We start from the raw sequence: 22,759 nt of genomic DNA, 5'->3' as shown, positions 1-22,759 counted from the left end.
ACTTATCGATCTCAAAGCAACAACCGACATTTTTGTGTGCAAATTGGCATTTTTCATTCGCTTTTGTCGACCGACGCAACAGGTGTGCCCATGAGCCAGTTTACGACCCGTCCGGAGCTTCGCGGCACCCTTGGCGCTGTTTCGGCAACGCACTGGCTTGCTTCGACCGCAGGCATGTCCTTGCTTGAGAGTGGCCATACGGCTTTTGATGCAGCAGTTGCTGCCGGCTTCGTCCTGCAGATCGTGGAGCCTCATCTTAACGGCCCCGGTGGCGAGGTGCCCATCATCGTGACACCCGCAGGACAGCGCCCCATCGTGATTTCGGGTCAGGGGCCGTCCCCGGCGGGTGCGACACTGGCCAAATTCGCAGAACTCGGTCTGGACCTCGTGCCGGGCACCGGCTTGTTGCCCGCATGCGTGCCGGGGGCATTCGGCGCCTGGCTGACGCTCTTGCGCGACTACGGAACGGCCGAGCTGGAGGACGTTCTGGCGCCAGCCATCCATTATGCCGAGCACGGTCATCCCATAGTTCCGCGCATCGCAAATACCATCGGCACGATGCGCGAGCTGTTCGATACCCATTGGCCGTCTTCCGCGGCTCTCTATCTGCCCAATGGTAAGGTGCCGCAGGCCGGTAAGCTGTTCCGTAATCCCGAGGTGGCAAAGCTCTATCGTCTGATTCTGCAAGAGGCGAACGGGGTACAGAGCCGGGAGGCGAGGATAGAGGCAGCCTTGGCCTATTGGTACGAAGGCCCGGTAGCCGAACGGATCGGCCAGTATTGCGAAACCGAGTCCGTATGGGACGTTTCCGGTCGCCATCACAAAGGATTGCTGCGCGCAGATGACATGTCGGGCTGGCGCCCGAAAATCGAAGCGCCGCTCTCTGTCCAATATGATGACTACGAGGTCTTCAAGTGCGGGCCATGGTCCCAAGGCCCGGTGTTGCTCCAGGCTTTGAACCTTCTTTCTGGCACCGCGATTGCCGAAGTCGATCCGCTCGGGGCCGATTTCGTGCATCTGGTCACCGAGAGCACAAAGCTGGCGATGGCGGACCGCGACGCCTGGTATGGCGACGACGCGGACGTGCCGATCGAAACGCTGTTGAGCGCGCCATATACTGCCCAGCGGCAAGCATTGATCGGCGAGACCGCGTCGCAGGTGATCGAGCCCGGGGCGCCCGATGGGCGCAATGCGAATTTCCCGCCGCAGCGTCCGTTTGGGACCATCAAGCAACCTGGGATGGGTGGTGGCGAGCCGACGGTGGCAAAAGATATCACGCCTCCGACGGACAGAATGGGGGAGCCCGCGCTCGATCAAACAGGGGCGCAACGGGGCGACACGGTGCAGGTCAGTGCCGTCGATCGCTGGGGCAACATGGTTTCGGCCACGCCTTCTGGTGGATGGCTTCAGTCCAGTCCGGTCATTCCCGGCCTGGGCTTCTCACTGACGACTCGCGGGCAGATGTTCTGGCTCATGGAAGGTCTTGCCTCGTCCCTGCGGCCGGGGGTTCGTCCGCGGACGACCTTGACGCCGACCACGGTGTTCAGAAACGGGATGCCCTATCTTGCGTTGGGTACACCAGGTGGGGACCAGCAGGATCAGTGGCAGCTTCAGTTCCTGCTGCGCCACATCCATGCCGGCTACAATATCCAGCACGCTATCGACGCGCCGGCCTTTCACACAGACCATCTGCCCAGCTCGTTCTGGCCGCGCGAGGTGGGGCTCGCCTCGCTCACGCTCGAGGAGCGGTTCGGGCCTGAAACCGTCGAGAACCTGCGCGCGCGCGGCCACGACGTGAAAATCGCCGACCCTTGGGCGGAAGGGCGCCTGAGTGTTGTCGGTCGAGAACTGGATGGAGACGACCAGATCGTAATGGCCGGCTCCAATCCCAGAGGGATGCAGGGTTACGCGATAGCCCGCTAACCATCATCAAAGAGAGGAAACAAAGATGCGAAAACCATTTTATCTTGCACTCATGGCGTCCATTGCCATGACCGGCCTCACCGCTCTGCCCGCAAGCGCGCAGGACGGTGGCACCGTGCTCAACATCGGATTGCAGGACGATCCCGATACGCTCGATCCGGCGACCAATTGGAGCTTTGTGGGTCGCCACGTTCTCCAGCAGATGTGCGACAAGATCGTCGACATCAACGGCAACAACGAAATCGTGCCGATGCTGGCGACCGACTGGACCTGGAACGAGGACAGCACCCAGCTCACCCTCAATATTCGTGAAGACGCGACCTTCCACGACGGCACTCCGGTCAATGCCGAGGCGATCAAGTATAATCTCGATCGCGCCCTTACCCTGGAAATCTCGCGCCGCGCTTCGGAAATCAGCGCCATAGAATCGGTCGAGGTGGTCGACGAATTCACAGTTCAGATCAATCTCTCCGAACCGTCAGTTCCGCTGCTGGCGGCGCTGACCGATCGCGCAGGCATGATCATCAGCCCGGCGGCTGGCGAAGAACTGGGTGAGGACTTTACCAATGACCCGGTCTGTTCCGGGCCCTATGAGTTCGTCGAGCGTGTCGCGCAGGACTATATCGAGCTCGAAAAATTCGATGACTACTATGCTGCCGATGACTATGCATTCGACCGCCTGATCTTCCGCGGCATGCCCGACAGCAATACGCGACTGCTCAATCTGCGCTCGGGTCAGTTCGATCTGATAGAGCGTCTTGCCGCCACCGACGTGGCGTCGGTCGATGACGATCCGGCGCTGGAAACCGCTCCGGTTGTCGGCCTGGGCTATTACGGCATCACGATCGACATTGGTGGCGAGGGGGCCGACCCCGACTTCAGCCAGCAACAGGCGGTTCGCGAAGCCTTCAGTCTCGCCATCGATCGTGAAGCGATAAATCAGGTGGTGTTCGAGGGTCAGTTTGCCGTCGGCAATCAGCCGTTCCCGCCCACCAGCCCTTACTACAATCAGGACATGCCCGTGCAGCCGCGCGACGTCGAGGCGGCAAGGGCGCTGATGGAGGAAGCCGGCATCGATCAGATCGACCTTGAGCTTCTGGTGCCAACGGACGCAGAGCGTCAGCAGGTTGCGACCCTCATCCAGTCGATGGTGGCGGAAATCGGTATCAATGTCGAAATCCGTCCGACCGAGCTGATGACGTTGCTCGATACCGCTCGTGAGGGCAATTTCGAGGCGCATCTGGTTGGCTGGTCCGGCCGCGTTGATCCCGATCTCAACATCACGCCAATGCTCAGCTGCGGCGCCGCCGGCAACGACGCGCATTATTGCAGCGAAGAACTGGACACCATTCTCACCGAAGCCCGCGCAGTCGGCGACGTGGCGACCCGCCAGGAAAAGTATTCCGAAGCGGTCGATCTGCTGCTCACTGATCTGCCGATCGTCTATCTGTATCACTCGCAGTGGATTTTCGCTCATGACGCGGCACTTGAAGGGTTCGATCCCTTCCCGGACGGGATCATCCGTCTGGGCGGCGTCACGATGACCGAGTAATTCAGGTCGTGGCGATGGACGAAAAGCATCCACCGCTCTCTCATGAGCCGCCGGCCCGGACTCTCCGGGCCGGCGTGCCCACGGACGCGGTTTTGACGGTGGAAAACCTTTGCGTCGCTTTCAAGGGCGATCGAACTGTCACAACCGCTGTCGACGGGGTCAGCTTTTCTCTCGGCAAGGGGCGCAGCCTTGGCGTGGTGGGCGAGTCCGGCAGCGGAAAAAGCGTCACCTCGCTTGCGGTCATGCGGTTGTTGCCGGCCGAGAGTGCCAGGATATCGGGTGCAATTACCTTCGACGGGCGCGATCTCCTTGAGATCAGCGAGCCGGACATGCGAAACCTCAGGGGCAATCGGATCTCCATGATCTTTCAGGAGCCGATGACTTCGCTCAACCCCTCCTACACAGTCGGCGATCAGATTGCCGAGACGATCCTGCGCCATCGTCAGATTTCAAGAAAAGAAGCCTGGGACCGCGCAGTCGAGATGCTGCGCATGGTGCGCATGCCCTCGCCTGAAACGCGCGCGCGGCAGTTTCCCCATAACCTGTCCGGCGGCATGCGGCAGCGTGTCATGATCGCGATCGCTCTGGCGTGCGAGCCAGAAGTACTGATCGCCGATGAACCGACAACAGCGCTCGATGTGACCATTCAGGCCCAGATTCTGGCGCTTCTCGATGATCTCAAGACCACGACCGGCACCGCGATCGTACTCATTACGCACGATCTGGGCGTTGTTGCCGAAACCTGCGATGACGTGATCGTCATGTATGCCGGCCAGGTGGTAGAAGGGGGGTCGGTGGAGCAGATTTTCAGATTCCCCCAGCATCCCTATACGATTGGTCTGCTCGGCTCGTTGCCCAGACTTGATGAAGACCGCGATGAACTCGTGGCCATCAGCGGCAGTGTGCCCGATATGACAAATCCTCCGGACGGATGTCGCTTTCAGTCGCGTTGCCCGTTCCGCATCGAAAAATGCGCCCAGATGCCGCCCTTGCGCGAAATTGCCGACGGTCATTCAAGCCGCTGCTGGCGCGCACCGCTTGAGGAACTCGCCGATGCATAGCCAGCCTATCGCGGAAATTGTGGCAGATCCGGTCCTGACCGCCTCCAATCTCGAAAAGCACTTTACGGTCAAACGTTCGGTTTTCGGTCGCCCGCTCGCGCGTGTAAGCGCAGTGGATGGCGTCTCGCTTTCGCTTGCGGCAGGAGAAACGTTGGCGATCGTGGGCGAATCGGGATGCGGAAAGTCCACCATCGGGCGCATGCTCATGCGCCTGATCGAACCCAGCGCCGGAACCGTCATTCTTGATGGCACCGATATCACGAGCCTTAACGCGCGCGAAATACTGGCGCTGCGCAGCAAGATCCAGCTCGTTTTCCAGGACCCGTATGCATCGCTCAATCCGCGGATGACGATCGGGCAGACCGTCGCCGAGCCGCTGATGTTGCATCACATAGTGCCGCCAGCGGAGCGCATGACACGTGTCGGCGAACTCCTCGAAATGGTCGGTCTGCGCCGTGAGCATGCCCACCGGTTCCCCCATGAATTCTCCGGCGGGCAGCGCCAGCGTGTCGTGATTGCCCGCGCTCTTGCATCCGAACCCAAGATACTGGTTTGCGACGAGGCGGTATCGGCGCTGGACGTTTCGATCCAGGCGCAGGTCCTCAATCTTCTCAAGTCCCTCCAGAAGCGGCTCGGACTGGCCTATGTCTTCATTTCCCATGACCTGAGCGTGGTCAAACACATCTCGGACCGGGTTGCCGTCATGTATCTGGGAAAGCTCGTTGAGGTCGGGGAGACGGACAAGATTTTCGCTTCCCCTCGGCATCCTTATACAAGGGCCTTGCTTTCGGCCATTCCGGTGGCAACGCCGGATCGAAAGCAGCACGGCCGCGCGCATGCACTTTCGGGCGATCTGCCCAGCCCGATCGATCCGCCCTCCGGGTGCCGGCTTCACACGCGTTGTCCGCATGCGCGGCCCCAATGCAGCGAAGTTTCGATGACACTCGAGGCAGAACCCGATGGTCACGCCAATGCATGCGCCTTCTGGCGGGAATTGCCACCCGCCGATGATCTCCTGCCCAAGAGCACCGCTTCCGATCCAAGGCTTGAAAGGCTTTTCGCGGCGTTCTCCAGGCCGTTGGCCGCGAGGGAGCCGACGCCATGATCAAACTGCTCGGACGGCGCCTGCTTCAGCTCGTGCCCACCATCTTTATCCTGTCGCTGATCATTTTTTCTCTCCAGCATCTGCTGCCCGGCGATCCGGCGCTGGCCCTGGCGGGGGAAAATCCCGACCCTGAAACCGTGGCGGCCATTCGGGCGCGCTATGGCCTCGATCAGCCAATCTTCATGCAGTATTTTTACTGGGTTGGCGGTGTCATGACGGGCGACCTGGGAATGTCGATGCGTCATAACCTGCCCGTGACCACGCTGATCGTGCAAAAGCTGCCGGTCACGCTTCAACTGGCGGTCATGGGGATCATCCTGGCCCTTGTCCTGGGCGTTTTGGGTGGAATTGTTTCCGCGGTGCGCCGTAACACGAAAACCGATTATGTAGCCAACATCGTCTCGCTGGCCGGCATATCCATACCCAATTTCTGGTTGGGCATCATGCTCATCCTGTTCTTTTCGATCTATCTGCGCTGGCTGCCGGCCTCAGGCTATGTAAGCCCGTTCGTCAACTGGCAGATGAGCCTTGCAACGACCGTCATGCCGGCCTTCGTCCTCGGGACCGCGATTGCCGGCGTCATCATGCGTCATACGCGATCGGGCATGATCCAGGCGCTCGAGAGCGACTATGTCCGCACGGCAAGGGCGAAAGGGCTGGCGCCTTCGGTCGTGGTGATCAAGCACGCCATGCGTAATGCCCTGACCCCGATTATCACGCTTGGTGCGCTCGAATTCGGATCCCTGCTTTCCGGTGCCGTTCTGACCGAGCAGATTTTTGCCATTCCCGGGTTCGGCAAGCTGATCGTCGATGCCGTGTTCACGCGCGATTATGCGGTTGTGCAGGGCGTCGTGCTCATCACGGCCCTGTTCTATGTCTTGCTCAATCTGCTTGCCGATATTGGCTATATTCTTGCCAATCCCAGGCTTAGGAACTGAACCATGGCTCAAACCCAAGCCCTTCCCGCCATACCGTTCTCCCGGCTTTTGGAAAGCCGCGTCTGGCGCCGCTTCTCCAAGAGTAAGAGTGCGGTTTTTGGTCTGGTGGTGGTAGCCATCGTGGTCCTGGTCGCGATCTTTGCGCCGCTTCTGGCGCCCTATGATCCGGCAGCCCAGAGCTGGACGGCCGTTCGTCAGGCCCCGTCTGCACAATTCTGGCTGGGGACCGACGAGAGCGGCCGGGACATCTTTTCGCGCCTGGTTTTCGGGGCAAGGGCATCACTGATGGCGGGCGTGATTTCGGTGAGTATCGCCATCGCACTGGGTGTGCCGCTTGGTTTGGCAGCAGGCTTTGTGGGTGGGTTCGTGGACGGACTGATCAGCCGGTTCACCGATGCCATGCTTGCGTGCCCCTTTCTCATACTGGCGATTGCGTTTGCCGCCTTTCTGGGACCGAGCCTCACCAACGCCATGTTAGCGATCGGCATCACGGCCACCCCACTGTTCATCAGGCTTACACGCGGGCAGGTTCTGTCTCTGCGCTCGGAGGAATATGTCGAGGCTGCCCGTTCTGTTGGGAACCCAGGCTGGCGCGTGGCCCTGCGGCACGTGCTGCCCAACATCCTGCCGCAGCTCCTCGTACAAACGACGATCACGATCGCAACGGCAATCATCGCCGAAGCAAGCATGTCATTTCTCGGCCTCGGGCAGCAGCCGCCGGCACCATCCTGGGGCTCCATGCTCAACAGCGCGCAGCGCTTTCTTTCAAACGCGCCATGGATGGCGCTTTGGCCCGGCATGATCATTTTTATCACCGTGCTGTCCTTCAACCTGCTCGGCGACGGCCTCCGTGACGCTCTCGATCCTCGATCGAAATCATAGAAAATTTTCCTGAAATCGAGACATCCACATGAATTTCGAACTCGACGTGCCCACGATCCTTGCGTTGGTCGCAGGACTGCTGGCCACGGGCTGTTTCGGCGGCATTCTGGCCGGACTTTTGGGCGTTGGTGGTGGCATCGTGGTGGTGCCGGCGCTGTTCTGGGTCCTGACCATTCTCGATTTCCCTCCCGACATCTCCAGTCACCTGGCGGTGGCGACGTCTCTGGCCACCATCATTCCAACATCGATCTCCTCCATGCGTGCGCATGCCAGGCGCGGTACGATAGATGTGTCTCTGCTCAAGCTGTGGGGCCCTGCGATCGTTCTGGGCGCACTGATCGGTGGCGTGCTTTCCAAGGTCATACCGGGTGACGGTCTTCGGCTGGTCTTCGGCAGTGTCGCGATTGTCGTTGCCATCAACATGGCCATTCCCAAGACGCTCGTGATTGCCCAGTCGCTGCCAGGATCCAAACTTGCCAACCGCACGATTGCGGTGGTTATCGGCTTGATTTCTTCACTGATGGGTATCGGTGGCGGGACGTTGACTGTTCCAACACTGAGTGCATTTTCCTTCGCCGTGCACAGAGCCGTCGGCACGGCAGCGGCCATGGGCCTTTTGATTGCCGTGCCCGGTGTTCTGGGCTTTGTCTGGAGCGGTTGGGATGTTGCCGGCCGGCCGCCATTGAGCCTCGGCTATGTCAATTTAGCCGCAGTGATGATCATTGCTCCGGTGAGCTATTTGATGGCACCCCTTGGGGTCAGACTGGCACACGCCCTCAATCCACGCATGCTCAAGATTGCATTTGCGGTGTTCCTGTTCATCACGGCCCTGCGGATGCTGACCGCTTGAGCGACCTGCGATGCCGTGATGCGGAGGCGAGAGGGCAGGGGTAAAATGATTTGCTAGGGTGATGGCGGAGCCCGAAGGCTCCGTTTGAGCGTCACCAGGATTTGTATTCGAGATACTTTCCGGAAATCTTGAGCTCGATGCGGTCGCCCTTGGGGTTGGGCACCTTTTCCACGCTCATCTCGAAATCGATGGCGCTCATGATGCCGTTGCCGGCCTTTTCGTTGATCAATTCCTTGATGGTGTCGCCATAGACCCCGACGATCTCATAGAGCCGGTAGATTGCCGGATCGGTCGGCACAGACTGGTTGAAAACCTTGGTCGGGTACTCGGCCAGCACCACGGCGGCTTCCTGCGGAAGCCCCAGATTGCGGGCGAGGATATCGGCTTTTTCGCGCGGGAAGGCATTCATGCCCAGGCACGCGGAGGTCGTAAACACGTCCGACATGCCGATCCCTTCGGCAATTTCCCCCCAGGTGATCCCCGTGGCGCGCTTCTTTTCGAGGATCATGTCGGTAACATCAGCCTTGTTCATCGGTTTGTTCCTTTTTCTTGGCTGTTGAAATGGTCAGGCATTGGCAACCAGCCGGGGTCTGCCGGCGGGGCGGTCGCTGTCGTCGGCGGGGTCGGGCGATCCTTCGCGCGCCGGGTTGACCGTGCGTGGCCGGGCCATGGCGTCCGCATTTCCCTCGCCAAGAGCGATCTGCGCCGAACGGGTGGAGAGGAAATCGACCAGATGGTTGCGGATCTTGTAGTAGGCGGGATCATGGATGATTTCGGCGCGGCGTCGCGGCCGCTCGATGTCCACGACGACGCTTTCGGCAACCTGCGCTTTTGGGCCATTGCTCATCAAAAGGATGCGGTCGGCCAGAAGGATCGCCTCGTCCACGTCATGGGTGATCATGAACACGGTCTGGTTGGTGCCCTGCCAGATGCGGATCAACTCGTCCTGGATCGTGCCGCGGGTCAGGGCATCGAGCGCCCCGAAGGGCTCGTCGAGCAAAAGCAGTTTGGGCTCGATTGCAAAGGCGCGGGCAATCGAAACGCGCTGGCGCATGCCGCCCGAAAGCTGGGCCGGCTTTCTGTGTTCGGCACCATCCTTGAGGCCGACCATGTCGAGAAATGTCTTGGCATGATCATAAACCTGGGCGCGGCTCCATTTGGGGTTGCGCGCCTTGACGCCGAACGCGACGTTCTTGATGGCGCTCATCCAGGGCAGGAGCGAATAGTTCTGGAAGACGATGCCGCGATCAAGACTCGGTCCGGAGACCTCCTTGCCATCCATGGTCACCGCGCCCTCGGTCGGCTCGTCCAGCCCCGCGAGAACATTCAGGATGGTCGATTTTCCGCACCCTGAATGGCCGATGATGCAGACGAATTCGCCCTTGTCGATATCGAAGTTGACGTTCTCGAAGACGGTAAGGTCTTCGCCTTTTGGATTGGGGAAACGCTTGGCCAATCCGTCGATTTCGAGAAATGGTTTGTCCATGCCGCTCTCCTATTCCTGATAGCGCACGGCGCGCTGAAGCTGACCGAAGGCGGCGTCGAGCAGCATGCCGACGACGCCGATGGTCAGGATCGAGAAAATCACTGAGGTGAGATCGAGGTTGTTCCACTCGTTCCACACATAATATCCGATGCCGGTTCCCCCCACGAGCATCTCGGCGGCCACGATCACCAGCCAGGCAATGCCGATCGAAATCCGCATGCCCGTGACGATGGTGGGCGCCGCCGCGGGGAGGATGACCTGGAACGCGGTGCGCAAGGGCCCGAGTTCATGGGTGCGGGCCACATTGACCCAGTCCTTGCGCACCCCGGCCACGCCGAAAGCGGTGTTGATCAGCATCGGCCAGATCGAGCAGATAAAGATCACAAAGATGGCCGAGGCCTGGCTGTCACGAATGAGAAACAGGGCCAGCGGCATCCAGGCCAGCGGGGAAATGGGCCGCAGGACCTGGATGTAAGGATCGAGCGCCTTGTGCATGAGCGGGCTCATCCCGATCAGAAACCCGACGGGCAGGGCAATCAGTGCGGCGAGAAAATAGCCGGCGAGAACGCGAAACAGCGAATAGCCGATCTGGATGCCGATGCCCTTGTCGTTGGGCCCTGCGTCATAGAACGGATTGGAAAGCTCCTCGACGGCCTTGGCGATGATTTCCGATGGCGCGGGAATGCCGGCTTTAGGCGCGCCGCCACCCATCAGCATTTCATATTCGGTCATCTCGCCAACGGCGGCGGCCCGGGGCGTGGCAATCTCCCAGACCCCCAGCCACACGATCAGTATGTCCTCGGCGAGTTCCTCGATAGAGACGCCGGCCTTGACGCGCCGGACGTTCGACTGGGAGAGCACGAGCTTGTTGAAGGGAATGTCGCGCGACGACGACAGGGTGATCTTCTTGGCTGCATTCGCCATGATGATTTACTCCGCGACGGGCGCCGAGAGCCTCTCTCTCGAATTCCGACCCGTCACGGAATAGGGCGCAGCCCTCTCACTCTCAATATGTCGACAAATCGGACCGCGGACTTGGGCAGCGGCATGTCACCGGCGGTCCCGCAGCGTCGCCTCGGCGACATGGAGCAGGCGTTCGCTTTCGACGATGCTCCCGGCCTGCCGGGCCGCCTCGGCATAGACCGAAATCGGCAATGTGGCCTGAAACAAGATGTCGCGTTCGATCCCGAGACCGAAAGGAAGGCGAACGGAGGTGAGTTCGGCCAGGCTGCAGGAGCCGAGTTCCGGGCAACCGAAACCGAGATCGGCAAGGCCGAACAGCGTGTCGCCGTCCGCCTCCATCTCGGTGATGAGCCAGGTGGCCGCACCGACCGGTTGAAGAATTTCACCACGGGCACATGGTCGATATCCCGCTGCCGCCCATTGGCGAGCAGCCGGTTGCGCAAATCGTCGGTCAACAGGATCATGCCACCCTCCTGTCGCAAGAGCTCACCACAGAGCTGGACTCCGCGGTGTCCGGAGCGAAGGCCAGAAGCCAGTCGGCGGCCTTGCCCGCCTGGCTGGCAGCGCGGACGATGGCGCGATTGTCCTCGCGCAGCACTTCGAGCCAGGAGGCGATGTAATCGGCGTGCCGGACGGTCGGCGCGATGCCGAGCGAGGCGCAGCAGAACGCGGCGTTGAACTCGGCAATGAGCTCTTCGAAGGCGTACTTCTTCGTGCCGAACGAGCCCGAGAATTCCCGCCCCAGACGCGAGGCATGGCCTGTCGCGTGACCCATCTCGTGCAGAGCTGTGCGATGCCAATTGATGGGCTCGAAATAGGCCTGCGGCGGCGGCACCTGCACATAGTCATGGGCAGGCACGTAGAAGGCTCGGTTGCCGCCAATGCGAAAGTCGATGCCGGTCGCGGCGATCGCCGACGAGGAAAAGCGCTCCAGCGCGCAGCCGCGCGGTCTCCCAATGCGTTGGGCGTTCGGCGACTGCAGCAATCGAGAACAGAATCTCACTTTGAAGGCGGTCGGTGTCCTGGAACTCGTCGACCAGAATATACCTATAGCGCCGCCCAACTGCCTGTCGCACGTCTTCGTGTGAGCGCACAAGCGACTGAACGTGAACTATCAGGTCGTCGAAATCCAAAATCGCCGCCGCGCGTTTGCGGGCGCGATAGCTCTCCAGCAGTTGGTCAATCGAGCTTGATAGCGAACAGACGAGACTGCTCGCGATGTGGCCAATGAGCTGGCTCCACGTGTCGGTGACCGCCTCGAACAGCGACCGTCCTGAAACGTCGCCAATATCATTCTTGTGAGCGCCAAAACCGCGCGCGGCCTCGTCATACGTCTTGAGCTGCAATCCCTTCCGTCCAAACAACCGGCCCGATCCTGGATCGCAGAGATGCCACAACGAGCGAAAATCCGGATCGCCGGCGAAGCAGCCTTGGTAGCGTGTCGCCAGCCTCCCGAGTTCCTGTGCGATTTCTCGCGCCCATGCCTCGTCCCCGACGCTTGCTCTCCATCGCTCGAAGTCGTCGACAGCCTGGACGAAGTCGATGTCGGGTCGCAGATCTCGGGGCGGAGCGATCGGCTCAGCATCGGGGTGCTTGCGCCTCAGGAATGCAAGTTCACGGACGAGGTCGACCACCTGCAGCGGAATTTGCTCCGCCAAGACAACGATCGGATCGTCCTCTGTGGCGTCAGTCGCGAGCCGGCGTGAGAACCACGCTGATAATTCTGCCATGAACAAATTGTCGGCGACGATCGCGTCGGCGACGCGAGCGCCAGGATCAAGGCCCGCCCGGACGCCATGGCTGCGAATGATCGCCTGACAAAATCCGTGGATGGTTGTGGCAGTCAACTCATCGAGTTGCGTGGATGCGGCAAGGAGCGCGTTTCGCTGCTGGTCGGACAGCCCCTGCGGAATGACCGCCTTTAGGAAGGCCGGAACCACGCCCATCAGCAGGAGGTCGACGGTCTCTCTAATTCGCGAGGCAAGTTGGCTTGCCGCTAACTCGGTAAAGGTGATCGCGGCGATCTCTTCGGGGTGGTGCCCTGCGGCGAGCATCATTGCCACGCGCCCGGCCATAAGCGACGTCTTCCCAGTTCCCGCAGCCGCTTCCACCAGCAGGATCGACGAGAAGTCTGTCATTGCCCGACTACGGTTGTCCTGATCGACGAGCGTCATGTCGCGGCGCTCCAGAGCTTGTTGAGTTGCTGGTTGGCTGCGCGGAATTCCGAGGCCTTGCGACGGAGATAGCTTTCGCGATCCGCTGGGAGCGCAAGTCGCATGTCGTCATAGAAGACGTCTTTCTCCCACCGTGGCGCAAGCCGTCCGCTGCGCAGGATTGTCGTTGCTGCCGACATGTAGCCAATTGCGTGCGTGATTGCGTCGTCGAGTTCGTCTCCCTTGAGCTGGAACGTTGCCGGGTCATCTGTCAAATAAACCAGACGTGCGACCACTGTTCTCACCTCAGGCAGTAGGGCCCGCACGGCAATTGCGTAAAGCACGCGCTGCAGCTCGCGCCCTTGTCCAAGGGTGATACGTTGAGCTTTCGGAGGTGGCTTGATGCTCTTGTAATCTGTGATCCTCGCGGCGTCGCCAGTCGCTCGAATATCTAATCGGTCCATCCGGCCACCGAAGATCAAGTCGGTCGGCTCGATCGGAACGGCCGACATTGCGTTCCATGGCACTTGCTCCGATACCCAATCAATTTGGCCGAATGGAACCTCGGTCCAGCTTCGCGTGTCGGATCTTACCAAATCGTCGGAGGCAAGGCCTTTCGCCGTCCTGCGCGCCGCTTCCTTCACCGTGTGACGCCAAAGGATCGGCGGCGGAACCGATCGTTGCAATGGCCATGAGGTAAGGACGGCCGCTGAAGCGCCTTCGATTGCTGCCTCGATTTCGTTGGCGCTTGCGCGGGCAAATCCCGGCGCGGGCTCAAGCGCTGAGATCGCACCGCTGATCAACTCGTGTACCAGTTCGCCAAACGACGTCGGATCGAGCTCCAACGGTTCGGGCTCTTGACGAGCCGAGCGCCAGCCCAATGCATATCGCCAAACGAATCCGAGCGGGTCACGCAGCAAGCGCTGCAATGAGGTCGTCGACTGGACCCGCACAAGGGCGGCCTCGATCGCTGGGTGATTGGCGTCCGACAATCCGTCATGGGCGGTGAGATCCGCACGCCACTGCCAGTTTCGCCAGCAGAGTTGAGCCTGCCGCACATGGGCGAGCTGTCCGGCGTCGCGGGCGCGCGCCAACAACCGGTCAGCTTCGCTGAAGGCGTGTTCTGGCACGCGGTCGCGTTTGTGAACGACTGTGTCTCCGGGCCATAAGGTGCTTGGTGATAGCTGACTGCCTCTGGCGTTTCGCTGAGCACGCGACATGACCAGTTGCTCGCGTGTTTGTGCCCTTATGATCTCGAAATGAAGGCGGTCTCGCTCGGCGGTGCTGACCGGATGCAGCTTGCGGCGCTCGAGCAGATGATTCGGGATGAGGGGATCGTCATGGTCCGATCGTGGCCAGGATCGGCTGGTGAAGCCAAGCAGACGTGTGAACGGTCGCGGACACGACACCAACTGCGACGCCGGACACCAGACAACGCTATTGGCAGGTTCGCGTTGATCCGCGACCCGCAATGATTGGAGTGACAGTGCAATTGCATGCGGCGGGGCGCTTCGCAGTGCCTCTTCCCACATCGTCAGGCTCGCGCCGCTCAACAGCTGCATGCCGGCTTCGCCTCCAGCCTCTGGTCCGCGGGCGAGGAGATCGAGGATCGGCAGAAGAGTTTGCTCGGCAAGCTCGGCCGTAGCCCGCTGTGGCTTGGCCGCGGTGAACGCTTCGCGCCATTGATCAAGTGTCCGTAGCGCTGCCCCTCTCGGAATGCCGGCGAACCAATCTTCGGGAAGTGAGTTGGCGAACGGCCGCGACGGAAGGCGCCGGAGTAGCCGCCAGACGCGATCCTGGCTGAGACCATTGCCTAGGATATCCGCGAGGGCAGCGCAGGTCTGACCATCCGCTGTGCTCAACGCCGGCACGCCATGTGAAAAATGGACCGGCAGTGCCGCACTTCTCGCGTAGGCAAGAAAGTGATCGTCCCAGTCTTGCGTCGCGGTCGCGGCGATTGCGATGTCCTGTGCCTTGACCTGGCCCGTCGATAGCAGTCGCCTAGCCCATCTCAGCGCCTCCACGACCTCTGATTTCGGATCTGCGCTCGCTTCGGCGGAAATATGTGTAGGTCCAGGGGCTGCGCTCTTGCGGATGGCGCCGCCGAACCAAGGCTGCTCAACACCATCCGGCATATCCCAGGACAGGTCGGCCACGCGTGTGATTGCATTGAGAAGAGGACGCCAAACCGGATCAACCTCGACGATGCCGGCGAGTGTGACGGTGCCCAGAACGGTGCGGGTGTAGTCAGCGCGTTCGACGGCGGCGTCGCGAAGGTCGCGGGGCAGCAGATGAGTGGCTGGTAGGCTCTCGCGGATTCGCGTCTCTATCAGAGCAAGGTCGTGGAACCGCACGGCTTCGTGGGCGAGCGAGGCCAAATCCAAGTCCGAGCGCCAGACCGAGTCGAGCGATTGAAGGACCGCCCGTGGCATGCCTGGCAAGCCCGCGATGCCGGCAATATCTCGAAAACCGCCTGCAGCAAGTGCTGCCTGGATCGTCGGGTAAAGAACATCGGTCCCCGCGGGCGTTGTAAACCCGCCGGCAAGGCGACCGGCGAGAAGGGGAAGCGTCAGGATTTCGCGGCCGATGGCACCGCTGATGGCGGCTGCCGCGCGCGCACTGCGTAAAGCGAGCAAACCGTCGACGATATGGGTGGAGCGCGTGATCATTTGCTTACGTTACGCTATATTCGATCGAGTCTCGATGATTGCTCAAGCTCTCGATCTACTGAATTGTTAGGCTAATAAAGACACACAAGCCTGGGGGTGTAATGCGTTTAAGCAAGTTGAGCATAAGAAACTTCAGAAACTTTCAATCTATCGATATTCCGCTATCTGGCAATGTCGTGTTGCTCGGGCAGAATAGAGTCGGAAAAAGCAATCTTCTGTTTGCAATCCAGCTCATACTCGATCCGACCCTCCCTGACTCGGCCAGGCAGCTGAAGCTGACCGACTTCTGGGATGGAGGGCCGGCCGATTTCAGCGTGCCGATCGAGGTACATCTGGAGCTTTCAGATTTCGCGACGGATATGGCCCTGACCGCGATCCTGACCGATTTTCGCGCCGCGCACGATCCAACGATCGCGCAACTCAGCTACGTCTTCCGCAAGAAGCCCGAGGTTACCGGTGCTCCACAATCCGGTGCCGATTGTGAGTTTATCGTTTTCGGAGGCGGCGATGAAACCCGCTCGCTTCCCAGTAGGGTCCGGCGCCGCATCGCGATCGAATTGCTTGACGCTTTGCGAGATGCTGAAGGGCAGTTGGGGAACTGGCGTAGTTCGCCATTGCGCCCTCTGCTCGAGGATGCGGTTTCCGGGATCAGCCGCACGGATATCGACGCTGTAGCTGCCGAGCTCGACAAGGCGACCAAAACGCTCGAAACGTTTCCGACGATTAAGACGTTGGAAGATGAGTTGCGGTCGGGCATCCTCCATCTTTCCGGAAAAGTGCATGACATCGACGCTCGCTTGAGATTCGCGCCAACTGACCCGCTGCGCCTGTTTAGGGCGATTGCGATGTTCATCGACAACGGGAAGCGTGGCATTGGGGATGCCAGTCTTGGATCGGCCAACGTGGCGTTGCTCGCTCTAAAGCTCGCGGAATTTTCATGGCGCCGCAAGAAGAACGAACGAAACTTCTCGATCCTGTGCATCGAAGAGCCCGAGGCGCATCTTCACCCGCAGCTGCAGCGATCCGTTTTCAAGAAGCTGTTGGGTAACGTCGACCCGTCCCAGGCGATGATCGTCACTAGCCACTCGCCGACTTTGGCGGCAGTCACTCCGTTGCGCTCAATCGTCCAGTTGAAGAAGCAGGGTGGGGCGACCCAGGCGTTCTCGCTGGCGAACTTGCCGGTAACGTCGGACGAGATCGACGATCTTGAAACCTATCTTAATGCGACACGCGCCGAACTGCTATTCGCTCAGGGCGTTATTTTCGTTGAGGGCGATGCGGAGGAGGCGCTCTTGCCCACCTTCGCATCGTCACTCGGCCATTCGCTAGACGAGCTTGGAATCACGGTCTGCAATGTCGGCGGCGTCAACTTCCGCCCATATGTGAAACTCGCGGAGGCGCTGAAGCTACCTTATTGCGTGATCACCGACTGGGATCCTCTCGACGGAAGCAAGCCTCCGCTCGGACGGAAGCGAACGCTGGACCTTTGGCAGGACATGCTCACGATTCGTGGTCAGCCGCTGCTGTCACCACCGCAGTTGGCGAAGTGGGAAGCTATGGACCATGCCGCGTTCAGCGTAGACGCGGCGAAAACGCGCGTTTTCCTCAACGACCAGACCTTCGAGGTATCCGTCGCCAACACGCCCGCCTTGCTGCATCCGCTGCTCGACATTTTGGAACAACAGGACTTCGGCTCGGTGCGGACGGCACGGATCGCGGCTTGGCGAGGCGGCGCGGCGGTCGATGCCGCGCAGCTACTCGCCATGATCGCGAGCATCGGAAAGGGACGGCTCGGAGCCAGGCTGGCGAAGAAGGCGGTGGGTCTTAAGTCGCCAACCTATATCGAAAGTGCGATCACTTCAGTGGTTGCCGCGGTCCAGCATGCCTAACGATCGCGCCCTCGCTCAGGCCCTTGCTGAACTCAAAGCGAATCCGGAACAGGCAGCGGCCGTCGTTGAGCCCGGCCATTGCGTCGTGCTGGCCGGCCCCGGAAGTGGGAAGACCAAAACCCTGACGGCGGCTATGGCCCGGGTCTTGGCACAGGAGGTGGTCGAACCGCGAGGCGTCGCTTGCATCACCTACAACAACGAGTGTGTGATCGAACTCGAAACACGTCTTGCCCGCCTCGGCGTTACTCCCGGCGAGCGCGCCTTCATCGGCACGGTGCACGGCTTCGCGCTCAGTCAAGTGATTGGTCCTTATGTCCGCTGCGTGCCGACGGGCCTTCCACCTGATCTCAGGGTCGCGACGCGATTGGAAGCGAGAGCTGCGGTGGAGGTGGCGTACCGGAACGTCATCAATGGCGGCGATGATCCGCACCGGCGGTGGGAGTTCGCGTCCGAGAAGCGCAAGCGCGACGTCGATCGCTCGCGGCCCGAGTGGCGTGGGCGAAATCCGGAACTGGCGGCTTTCATCGAGGCTTATGAGGCAGCACTGCGCCGTCAGGGATTGCTTGATTTCGACGATATGCCGCTTCTCGCCTATCGCATGATCAAAGAGCATCTCTGGATTCGGGACGCTCTGCGCGCACGGTTTCCGGTGCTTTTTGTGGATGAGTACCAGGATCTCGGCCACGCGCTGCATGAGCTCGTCCTGCTCCTGTGTTTTGAGGGCGGAATCCGGCTCTTCGCTGTCGGCGATGCCGACCAGTCTATCTACGCCTTTGCCGGGGCCAATCCTGAATTGCTCGAAAACCTAACCCGGCGCGCTGATGTGCGGACCATCAGGCTGCGTTTCAATTACCGTTCAGGAGGCAAGATCATTCGCGCATCGCTGGGCGCGCTGGGCGAAGAGCGGGATTATCGTGGTGTCGATGGCGCCCCCGAAGGGGATCTGAGCTTTTGGCACGTCCCCTATGGTCACGACTCGCAGGCCGAAGCCATTGCCGTCACGATAATCCCAAAGCTCGTCGAACAAGGGTTCGAGCTTGGGAAAATCGCGATCCTCTATCGAGCGGCGTGGCTTGGCGACAAGGTCGCGAATGCGCTGAAGGAAGCCGGCATTCCCTTTGTCCGAACAGACACCAATGCCCTCGTTAGACGAAACTCGCGCCTGGCGCGGTTCATTGAAGATTGTGCTCGCTGGGTGACCGGGGGATGGAGAGATGCTGATCCGCCGTATGCACGGCTTCTGTCGCAGGCTGTCGCGCTCGTATTCGGGCGGCATGCCAGCGAACGCGAGCATCAGGATTTGTCCGCGCAGCTTATGACTTTCCTCAATGCCTCGATCGGGAGGCAGGAGACAACGCATACATGGCTGGAGCGCTTCCAGCGAAAAATCATCACGCCTTGGCGCGATGTCGCCCGAAATTCGGAAGTCGAATGGAACGTCTGCGACGAAATGATCACCAACACAGATCCGACACGAGATCTCGATCTTCCGCTCGCTCACTTCGCGGGGCGTGTCGAAGGTGCGGGACGCGTAAACCTCAGCACCCTGCATAGCGCCAAGGGCAGGGAGTTCGACGCCGTCATCATGTATGGCGTCAACGCCAGCGACATCCCGAGCGAACGCGACAGCCGCACTCCGGCGGGGCTTCGCGAAGCGAGGCGGCTGTTCTACGTCGGTGTGACACGGCCAAAGAAGCACCTCAGCCTAGTGTATCAAGAGCACCACCATTCCCCATGGGTCCTTGAACTCTACCAGAGAAGCCAGCGTGACTAGGAACGCCGCACAGGATGGGCCACGCACCGAAAGAAAGGAAAAGTGAAGAAATATCATATTGATCTCAGCGAGAGCGAAGCCGAGCTTATTCAAAGGATCGATCTTCGCGTTTCGCACCGCGATCATACTGACGGGCATGCGGCCTACAACGCCAACAGAGAGCCCATCCTGGCGCTCTTGGGTTCTTTGAGCGAGCGCAAGGCGGTGCCGCTACAAAGACTAAACTACTGGAATGATCCTCGGTACAATTTTTGGTCGGATCAAAGCTTCTCGGAAAGGACTATTCGAGCGCAACGGATGCACGGGAACCGAGATTTATACGCACGTCTTGTGCTCGGCACGCGCGTCGGATGCTCGAGGCTTCCTGGTCGAGCGTCCCGAGACCGAACTCGACCCGGTTTCGGCATGCAGTTTGTGTCGCTGGAGTGACCGCTGCGCCGAGCAGTGGGAGGCCGAGGATAGCCTAGCGCTCGTAGCGGGCATCAGCCGATCCCAACGGCAGAAACTGGAGGCTGCTGGCGTTACCACCATGGCAGGGCTTGCCGCCCAGCATGACCGTGTTCCCAGGATGACGATGGAAACACTGCGCAGACTCGTATCGCAGGCCCGCCTGCAGTCGGCGCGCCGCGCCGGCGGACCTCCGTCGTTCGAGCTGCGTGATGCCGAACCCGGAAAGGGTTTCGGTATGTTGCCTCCGCCGGACGAATGCGACGTCTTCTATGACATTGAGGGCGATCCTTACTTTCCCGACGGGCTCGAGTACCTCCACGGCGTCTGGTACTGTGAGGACAAAGATTGGAAATTCCGGGCCTTCTGGGCTCATACCCGCGAGGAGGAGGGGCGCGCCACGGCCAACCTTCTGGCGTTTCTGGTCGAGCGGATGCAGCGTTATCCGAACGCGCATATCTTCCACTACGCCAACTACGAGATCGCCGCCCTCCGGCGCTTGACGGCCCAGCACCGTACTGGCGAGGCGGCGATGGATCAGCTACAGCGCGAGCGGCGTTTCGTCGACCTGTTCAGGGTCGTTTCTGGTGCGATGGTGGCGTCCGAAAAGGGCTATTCGATTAAGGATCTGGAGGCCTTCTACATGGACAAGCGTGCCACCGACGTCGCAACTGCTGGTGCCAGCGCCGTATTCTACGAGGAGTGGCGCAACACCCATGTCAAACAGCATCCAATATTCAATGCCGAATAACAGTTCAGTTGAACGGAAAAGCGCGGAACCGGCATTGCAGAATGGTGGAAAAACGTCCGTGAAATGGTTCTCGGTTACGAAAGTTCAAGCGATCGCCCGAGGCTTCTTTGATAGGCCTGATTTGGAGGCGGCACCGATTAAGGGCTCAGTATGAGGAGCGCACTATCGACGGAGGACACTGAGTTACCCGCGTGTGAAAGTGCCTCTTTCGATGGCACGCTCTGGTCAGCGTCGGAGGTTGTTGGCCACGCACCTGCATTGCCGGATGCCACTCTCCATTATGTCAATGTTGCAGTATCGGTGGATCGGAGTTGGTGTATGCGGCTTTGCAACATGTCCTTGATTTCGGCGTAGGTGCTGTCGTTCTGCTTCATGTAGATGTGGACGGCCTTGTGGCAGTTCGGGCACAGGAGTGCCAGGTCATCGGGTTTCGCTGTGTATGCCGACGTGAAGGTCGATATCGGCACCTTGTGATGGGCCTCGATGTAGCTCACACCATAGCGGGTAGCGAATTCCTCGTCACATATGTCGCATGTTGAGGAGGATGTGGTCTTCAGGAATTCGATCCGGCTTCTGCTTCTTTCGGCAAGGAGGTGGGTGGCATACCGACGTCCCCCTTCGCGGAATGTGATTTCGTCCGGTGCCGTTGCCACGGTCGTGGACCGGCCTTGCCGTTCCAGAAACACATAGAGGTCCGCAATTTCAGTAACGGCGAACTGTCCTTCGAATACCCATTCTGCCTTTTGCTCGGTGAAGAGCAGAATGGGGTAGGAGTATTGCGGCTGGGAAATGAGAACCCTGTTCGCCGTCTCATGATATGAAACTACAGAATTTCGCGCCTTGAACGAGTAGCGATACGCGTTCCAGCCTTGGTCTGCCCAGCCGTCATGTTCATAGGACCCGTGGCGGGCCTTGATGATGACACCATGAACGAGCGGTGGTGCGCCGATCCAGTTGATGCCTTGCTGGGGCGTGTTGCCTATCGAAAATTCCGGGCCGCCCCAGAATTCGGACTCTTCGATCTTCGAATACTGAATCAGGTCAAAGAGATTTCTTTTTGTAACGGTATCCCCAATGGAAATCGTGAAAATGTCTTGCGGCCTTTGCAGGATCATGTCGGGCCCTCCTTTCTGGAGTGTAGGCCAAACCTCGGCTGTCTGAAATGTCCTGCATGGGATTCCCGCAGGTTCGTCGGCTTCCAGGAGCCTTCTTTGTGTTGCGACACCGTTCGTTCGGGCTGGCGGAGAAAGAATCTGTGCGTTACAAAACCTGGGTGTCGAAGAAAACAGACCCAGGAATTGTCACGCGCGAAAGTGTTACAAAACCTGGGTGTGAATCAAATTAGACCCAGGATATGTAACGATATGGCACAGACAGGACGAACCCAGCGTGACCAACTGATGGTCCTTCTCCGTTCAAAGCCGATTGTGCGCGCATATGAGCTTCGCAAGGTCGGGATCGCCGGCCAGACGATCAAACGTGCTGTGGATGATGGAGAAATTGTTCGCATCTCCCGCGGTCTCTACCAGCGCGCCGACAGCGACGTGGACACCGAACAGGCACTGGCCGAAGCTGCAAAACTGGTTCCGAAGGGAGTCATTGCCATGACCTCGGCACTGGCCTTCCATGGGCTGACTGATCAGATGCCTCGCAAGATCTGGGTTGCTATCAGCACAAGGGACTGGGCGCCGGCCCCGGCTTATCCCCCGATCCGCATCGTCGAATTTCGCGACAAGTACATGCAGCAGGGAATCGAGCATCACTGGATATCAGGCGTCGATGTGCCCGTATTCTCGGTGCCAAAAACCCTTGCCGACATCTTTCGCAACAGCAAGCTGGTCGACCGCTCAATTGCCGTCGAGGGGCTTCGCGCGGCACTTGAACAGCGCAAGGCCACGCCTGGCGCGATCGCAGAAACGGCAATGGGAGCAGGGGCCTGGCGGATCATGCGACCTTATCTCGAGGCGCTGACGTCGAATGGGTAGGACGACCACAAATCAGGCTGCATCGATCAAGCAAAGGCTGCTGAACCTCGCACGCAACGAGGGTCGCGTATACGATGTCGTGCTGGTCCGCTACGCGCTTGAACGACTGCTCTATCGCCTTTCGATATCGGCTCACAGTGATCGCTTTATCCTGAAGGGGGGTATGCTCCTGACGCTTTGGATCGAGGGGGGCAACCGCGAGACGCGCGATGCTGACTTTCTCGGATTTGGAAATGCCAGCACAGAGAGCCTCAAGGCCACATTCGCTGAAATCATGGCTGTCATTCGGCATGGAATATTGACCCCGGTTTGGGGGTTATCGGCATCCAAT

At 60.0% G+C, this 22,759-nt stretch carries 18 protein-coding genes and 2 pseudogenes; 12 read left to right on the top strand and 8 right to left on the bottom strand.

What is annotated here, in order from left to right:
* Nucleotides 1-90: 90 nt before the first annotated feature.
* Genes AACZ55_RS06425 through AACZ55_RS06395 form a run of 7 tightly spaced genes read left to right on the top strand, consistent with a single transcriptional unit; the run spans nt 91 to nt 8,311 of the window.
* On the top strand, nt 91-1,923 hold the full coding sequence (locus AACZ55_RS06425; RefSeq protein ID WP_339644347.1) for a gamma-glutamyltransferase: 1,833 nt from the start codon (nt 91-93) through the stop codon (nt 1,921-1,923).
* Nucleotides 1,924-1,948: 25 nt separating this feature from the next.
* Complete coding sequence (locus tag AACZ55_RS06420) at nt 1,949-3,475, top strand: ABC transporter substrate-binding protein (protein ID WP_339644344.1); 1,527 nt, start codon at nt 1,949-1,951, stop codon at nt 3,473-3,475.
* Nucleotides 3,476-3,489: 14 nt separating this feature from the next.
* On the top strand, nt 3,490-4,536 hold the full coding sequence (locus tag AACZ55_RS06415) for an ABC transporter ATP-binding protein (protein WP_339644342.1): 1,047 nt from the start codon (nt 3,490-3,492) through the stop codon (nt 4,534-4,536).
* Entirely contained in the window at nt 4,529-5,641 is a 1,113-nt protein-coding gene (locus AACZ55_RS06410; RefSeq protein ID WP_338607317.1) for a dipeptide ABC transporter ATP-binding protein, read from the top strand. Before AACZ55_RS06415 ends, AACZ55_RS06410 begins: the two co-directional genes overlap by 8 nt.
* Nucleotides 5,638-6,579, top strand: a complete 942-nt coding sequence (locus tag AACZ55_RS06405; RefSeq protein ID WP_339644338.1) for an ABC transporter permease — start codon at nt 5,638-5,640, stop codon at nt 6,577-6,579. The genes AACZ55_RS06410 and AACZ55_RS06405 overlap by 4 nt, the downstream gene beginning before the upstream one ends.
* Nucleotides 6,580-6,582: 3 nt before the next feature.
* Nucleotides 6,583-7,461: an ABC transporter permease gene (locus tag AACZ55_RS06400; RefSeq protein WP_338607315.1), complete on the top strand. Its 879-nt coding sequence runs from the start codon at nt 6,583-6,585 to the stop codon at nt 7,459-7,461.
* A 28-nt stretch (nt 7,462-7,489) separates the two neighbouring features.
* Entirely contained in the window at nt 7,490-8,311 is an 822-nt protein-coding gene (locus AACZ55_RS06395; protein ID WP_339644335.1) for a sulfite exporter TauE/SafE family protein, read from the top strand.
* Between the two features lie 91 nt (nt 8,312-8,402).
* Here the strand turns inward: AACZ55_RS06395 and cynS are convergent, their stop codons facing one another.
* The 7 genes and pseudogenes from cynS to AACZ55_RS06360 all read right to left on the bottom strand — a co-directional run bounded on the left by cynS (nt 8,403) and on the right by AACZ55_RS06360 (nt 15,582).
* Entirely contained in the window at nt 8,403-8,843 is a 441-nt protein-coding gene (gene cynS, locus AACZ55_RS06390; RefSeq protein ID WP_339644332.1) for a cyanase, read from the bottom strand.
* Nucleotides 8,844-8,876: 33 nt separating this feature from the next.
* Nucleotides 8,877-9,797: an ABC transporter ATP-binding protein gene (locus tag AACZ55_RS06385; protein WP_339644329.1), complete on the bottom strand. Its 921-nt coding sequence runs from the start codon at nt 9,795-9,797 to the stop codon at nt 8,877-8,879.
* Nucleotides 9,798-9,806: 9 nt separating this feature from the next.
* Nucleotides 9,807-10,721, bottom strand: coding sequence for a nitrate ABC transporter permease (ntrB, locus tag AACZ55_RS06380; protein WP_339644327.1), 915 nt, complete (start codon nt 10,719-10,721; stop codon nt 9,807-9,809).
* Between the two features lie 126 nt (nt 10,722-10,847).
* A pseudogene (locus AACZ55_RS06375) lies at nt 10,848-11,224 on the bottom strand (DUF2958 domain-containing protein).
* Nucleotides 11,221-11,664: pseudogene (locus tag AACZ55_RS06370) on the bottom strand (zincin-like metallopeptidase domain-containing protein); the annotation flags it as partial. The pseudogenes AACZ55_RS06370 and AACZ55_RS06375, both read right to left, overlap by 4 nt.
* Nucleotides 11,606-12,898, bottom strand: coding sequence for a UvrD-helicase domain-containing protein (locus tag AACZ55_RS06365; protein WP_339644371.1), 1,293 nt, complete (start codon nt 12,896-12,898; stop codon nt 11,606-11,608). The pseudogene AACZ55_RS06370 and the gene AACZ55_RS06365, both read right to left, overlap by 59 nt.
* 32 nt (nt 12,899-12,930) lie before the next feature.
* The gene (locus AACZ55_RS06360; protein ID WP_339644324.1) at nt 12,931-15,582 is read right to left on the bottom strand and encodes a PD-(D/E)XK nuclease family protein; all 2,652 of its coding nucleotides are present in this window, start codon (nt 15,580-15,582) and stop codon (nt 12,931-12,933) included.
* Nucleotides 15,583-15,683: 101 nt separating this feature from the next.
* Here AACZ55_RS06360 and AACZ55_RS06355 point away from each other — a divergent pair, with 101 nt between their 5' ends.
* From AACZ55_RS06355 to AACZ55_RS06345, 3 genes are all read left to right on the top strand, one after another.
* Entirely contained in the window at nt 15,684-17,471 is a 1,788-nt protein-coding gene (locus AACZ55_RS06355; protein ID WP_339644321.1) for an AAA family ATPase, read from the top strand.
* Complete coding sequence (locus AACZ55_RS06350; RefSeq protein ID WP_339644319.1) at nt 17,464-19,245, top strand: ATP-dependent helicase; 1,782 nt, start codon at nt 17,464-17,466, stop codon at nt 19,243-19,245. The genes AACZ55_RS06355 and AACZ55_RS06350 overlap by 8 nt, the downstream gene beginning before the upstream one ends.
* A 232-nt stretch (nt 19,246-19,477) precedes the next feature.
* Nucleotides 19,478-20,443, top strand: a complete 966-nt coding sequence (locus tag AACZ55_RS06345; protein WP_339644317.1) for a TM0106 family RecB-like putative nuclease — start codon at nt 19,478-19,480, stop codon at nt 20,441-20,443.
* 278 nt (nt 20,444-20,721) lie between these two features.
* On the opposite strand, the gene AACZ55_RS06340 is transcribed toward AACZ55_RS06345, so the two are convergent.
* Nucleotides 20,722-21,558 carry an HNH endonuclease gene (locus tag AACZ55_RS06340; protein ID WP_339644314.1) on the bottom strand — a complete coding sequence of 279 codons (837 nt, stop codon included), beginning with the start codon at nt 21,556-21,558 and terminating at the stop codon, nt 20,722-20,724.
* Between the two features lie 249 nt (nt 21,559-21,807).
* Here AACZ55_RS06340 and AACZ55_RS06335 point away from each other — a divergent pair, with 249 nt between their 5' ends.
* The gene (locus tag AACZ55_RS06335) at nt 21,808-22,428 is read left to right on the top strand and encodes a type IV toxin-antitoxin system AbiEi family antitoxin domain-containing protein (RefSeq protein ID WP_339644312.1); all 621 of its coding nucleotides are present in this window, start codon (nt 21,808-21,810) and stop codon (nt 22,426-22,428) included.
* Nucleotides 22,421-22,759: nucleotidyl transferase AbiEii/AbiGii toxin family protein (locus AACZ55_RS06330; protein WP_339644309.1), on the top strand; the 339-nt coding region annotated here is incomplete at its 3' end. The genes AACZ55_RS06335 and AACZ55_RS06330, both read left to right, overlap by 8 nt.

The organism is uncultured Pelagibacterium sp. (assembly GCF_963972885.1).
GTDB classification, from domain to species: Bacteria; Pseudomonadota; Alphaproteobacteria; order Rhizobiales; family Devosiaceae; genus Pelagibacterium; species Pelagibacterium nitratireducens.
Note: the sequence above shows the minus strand (reverse complement) of the source record. Positions and strands in the feature narration are given on the sequence as shown.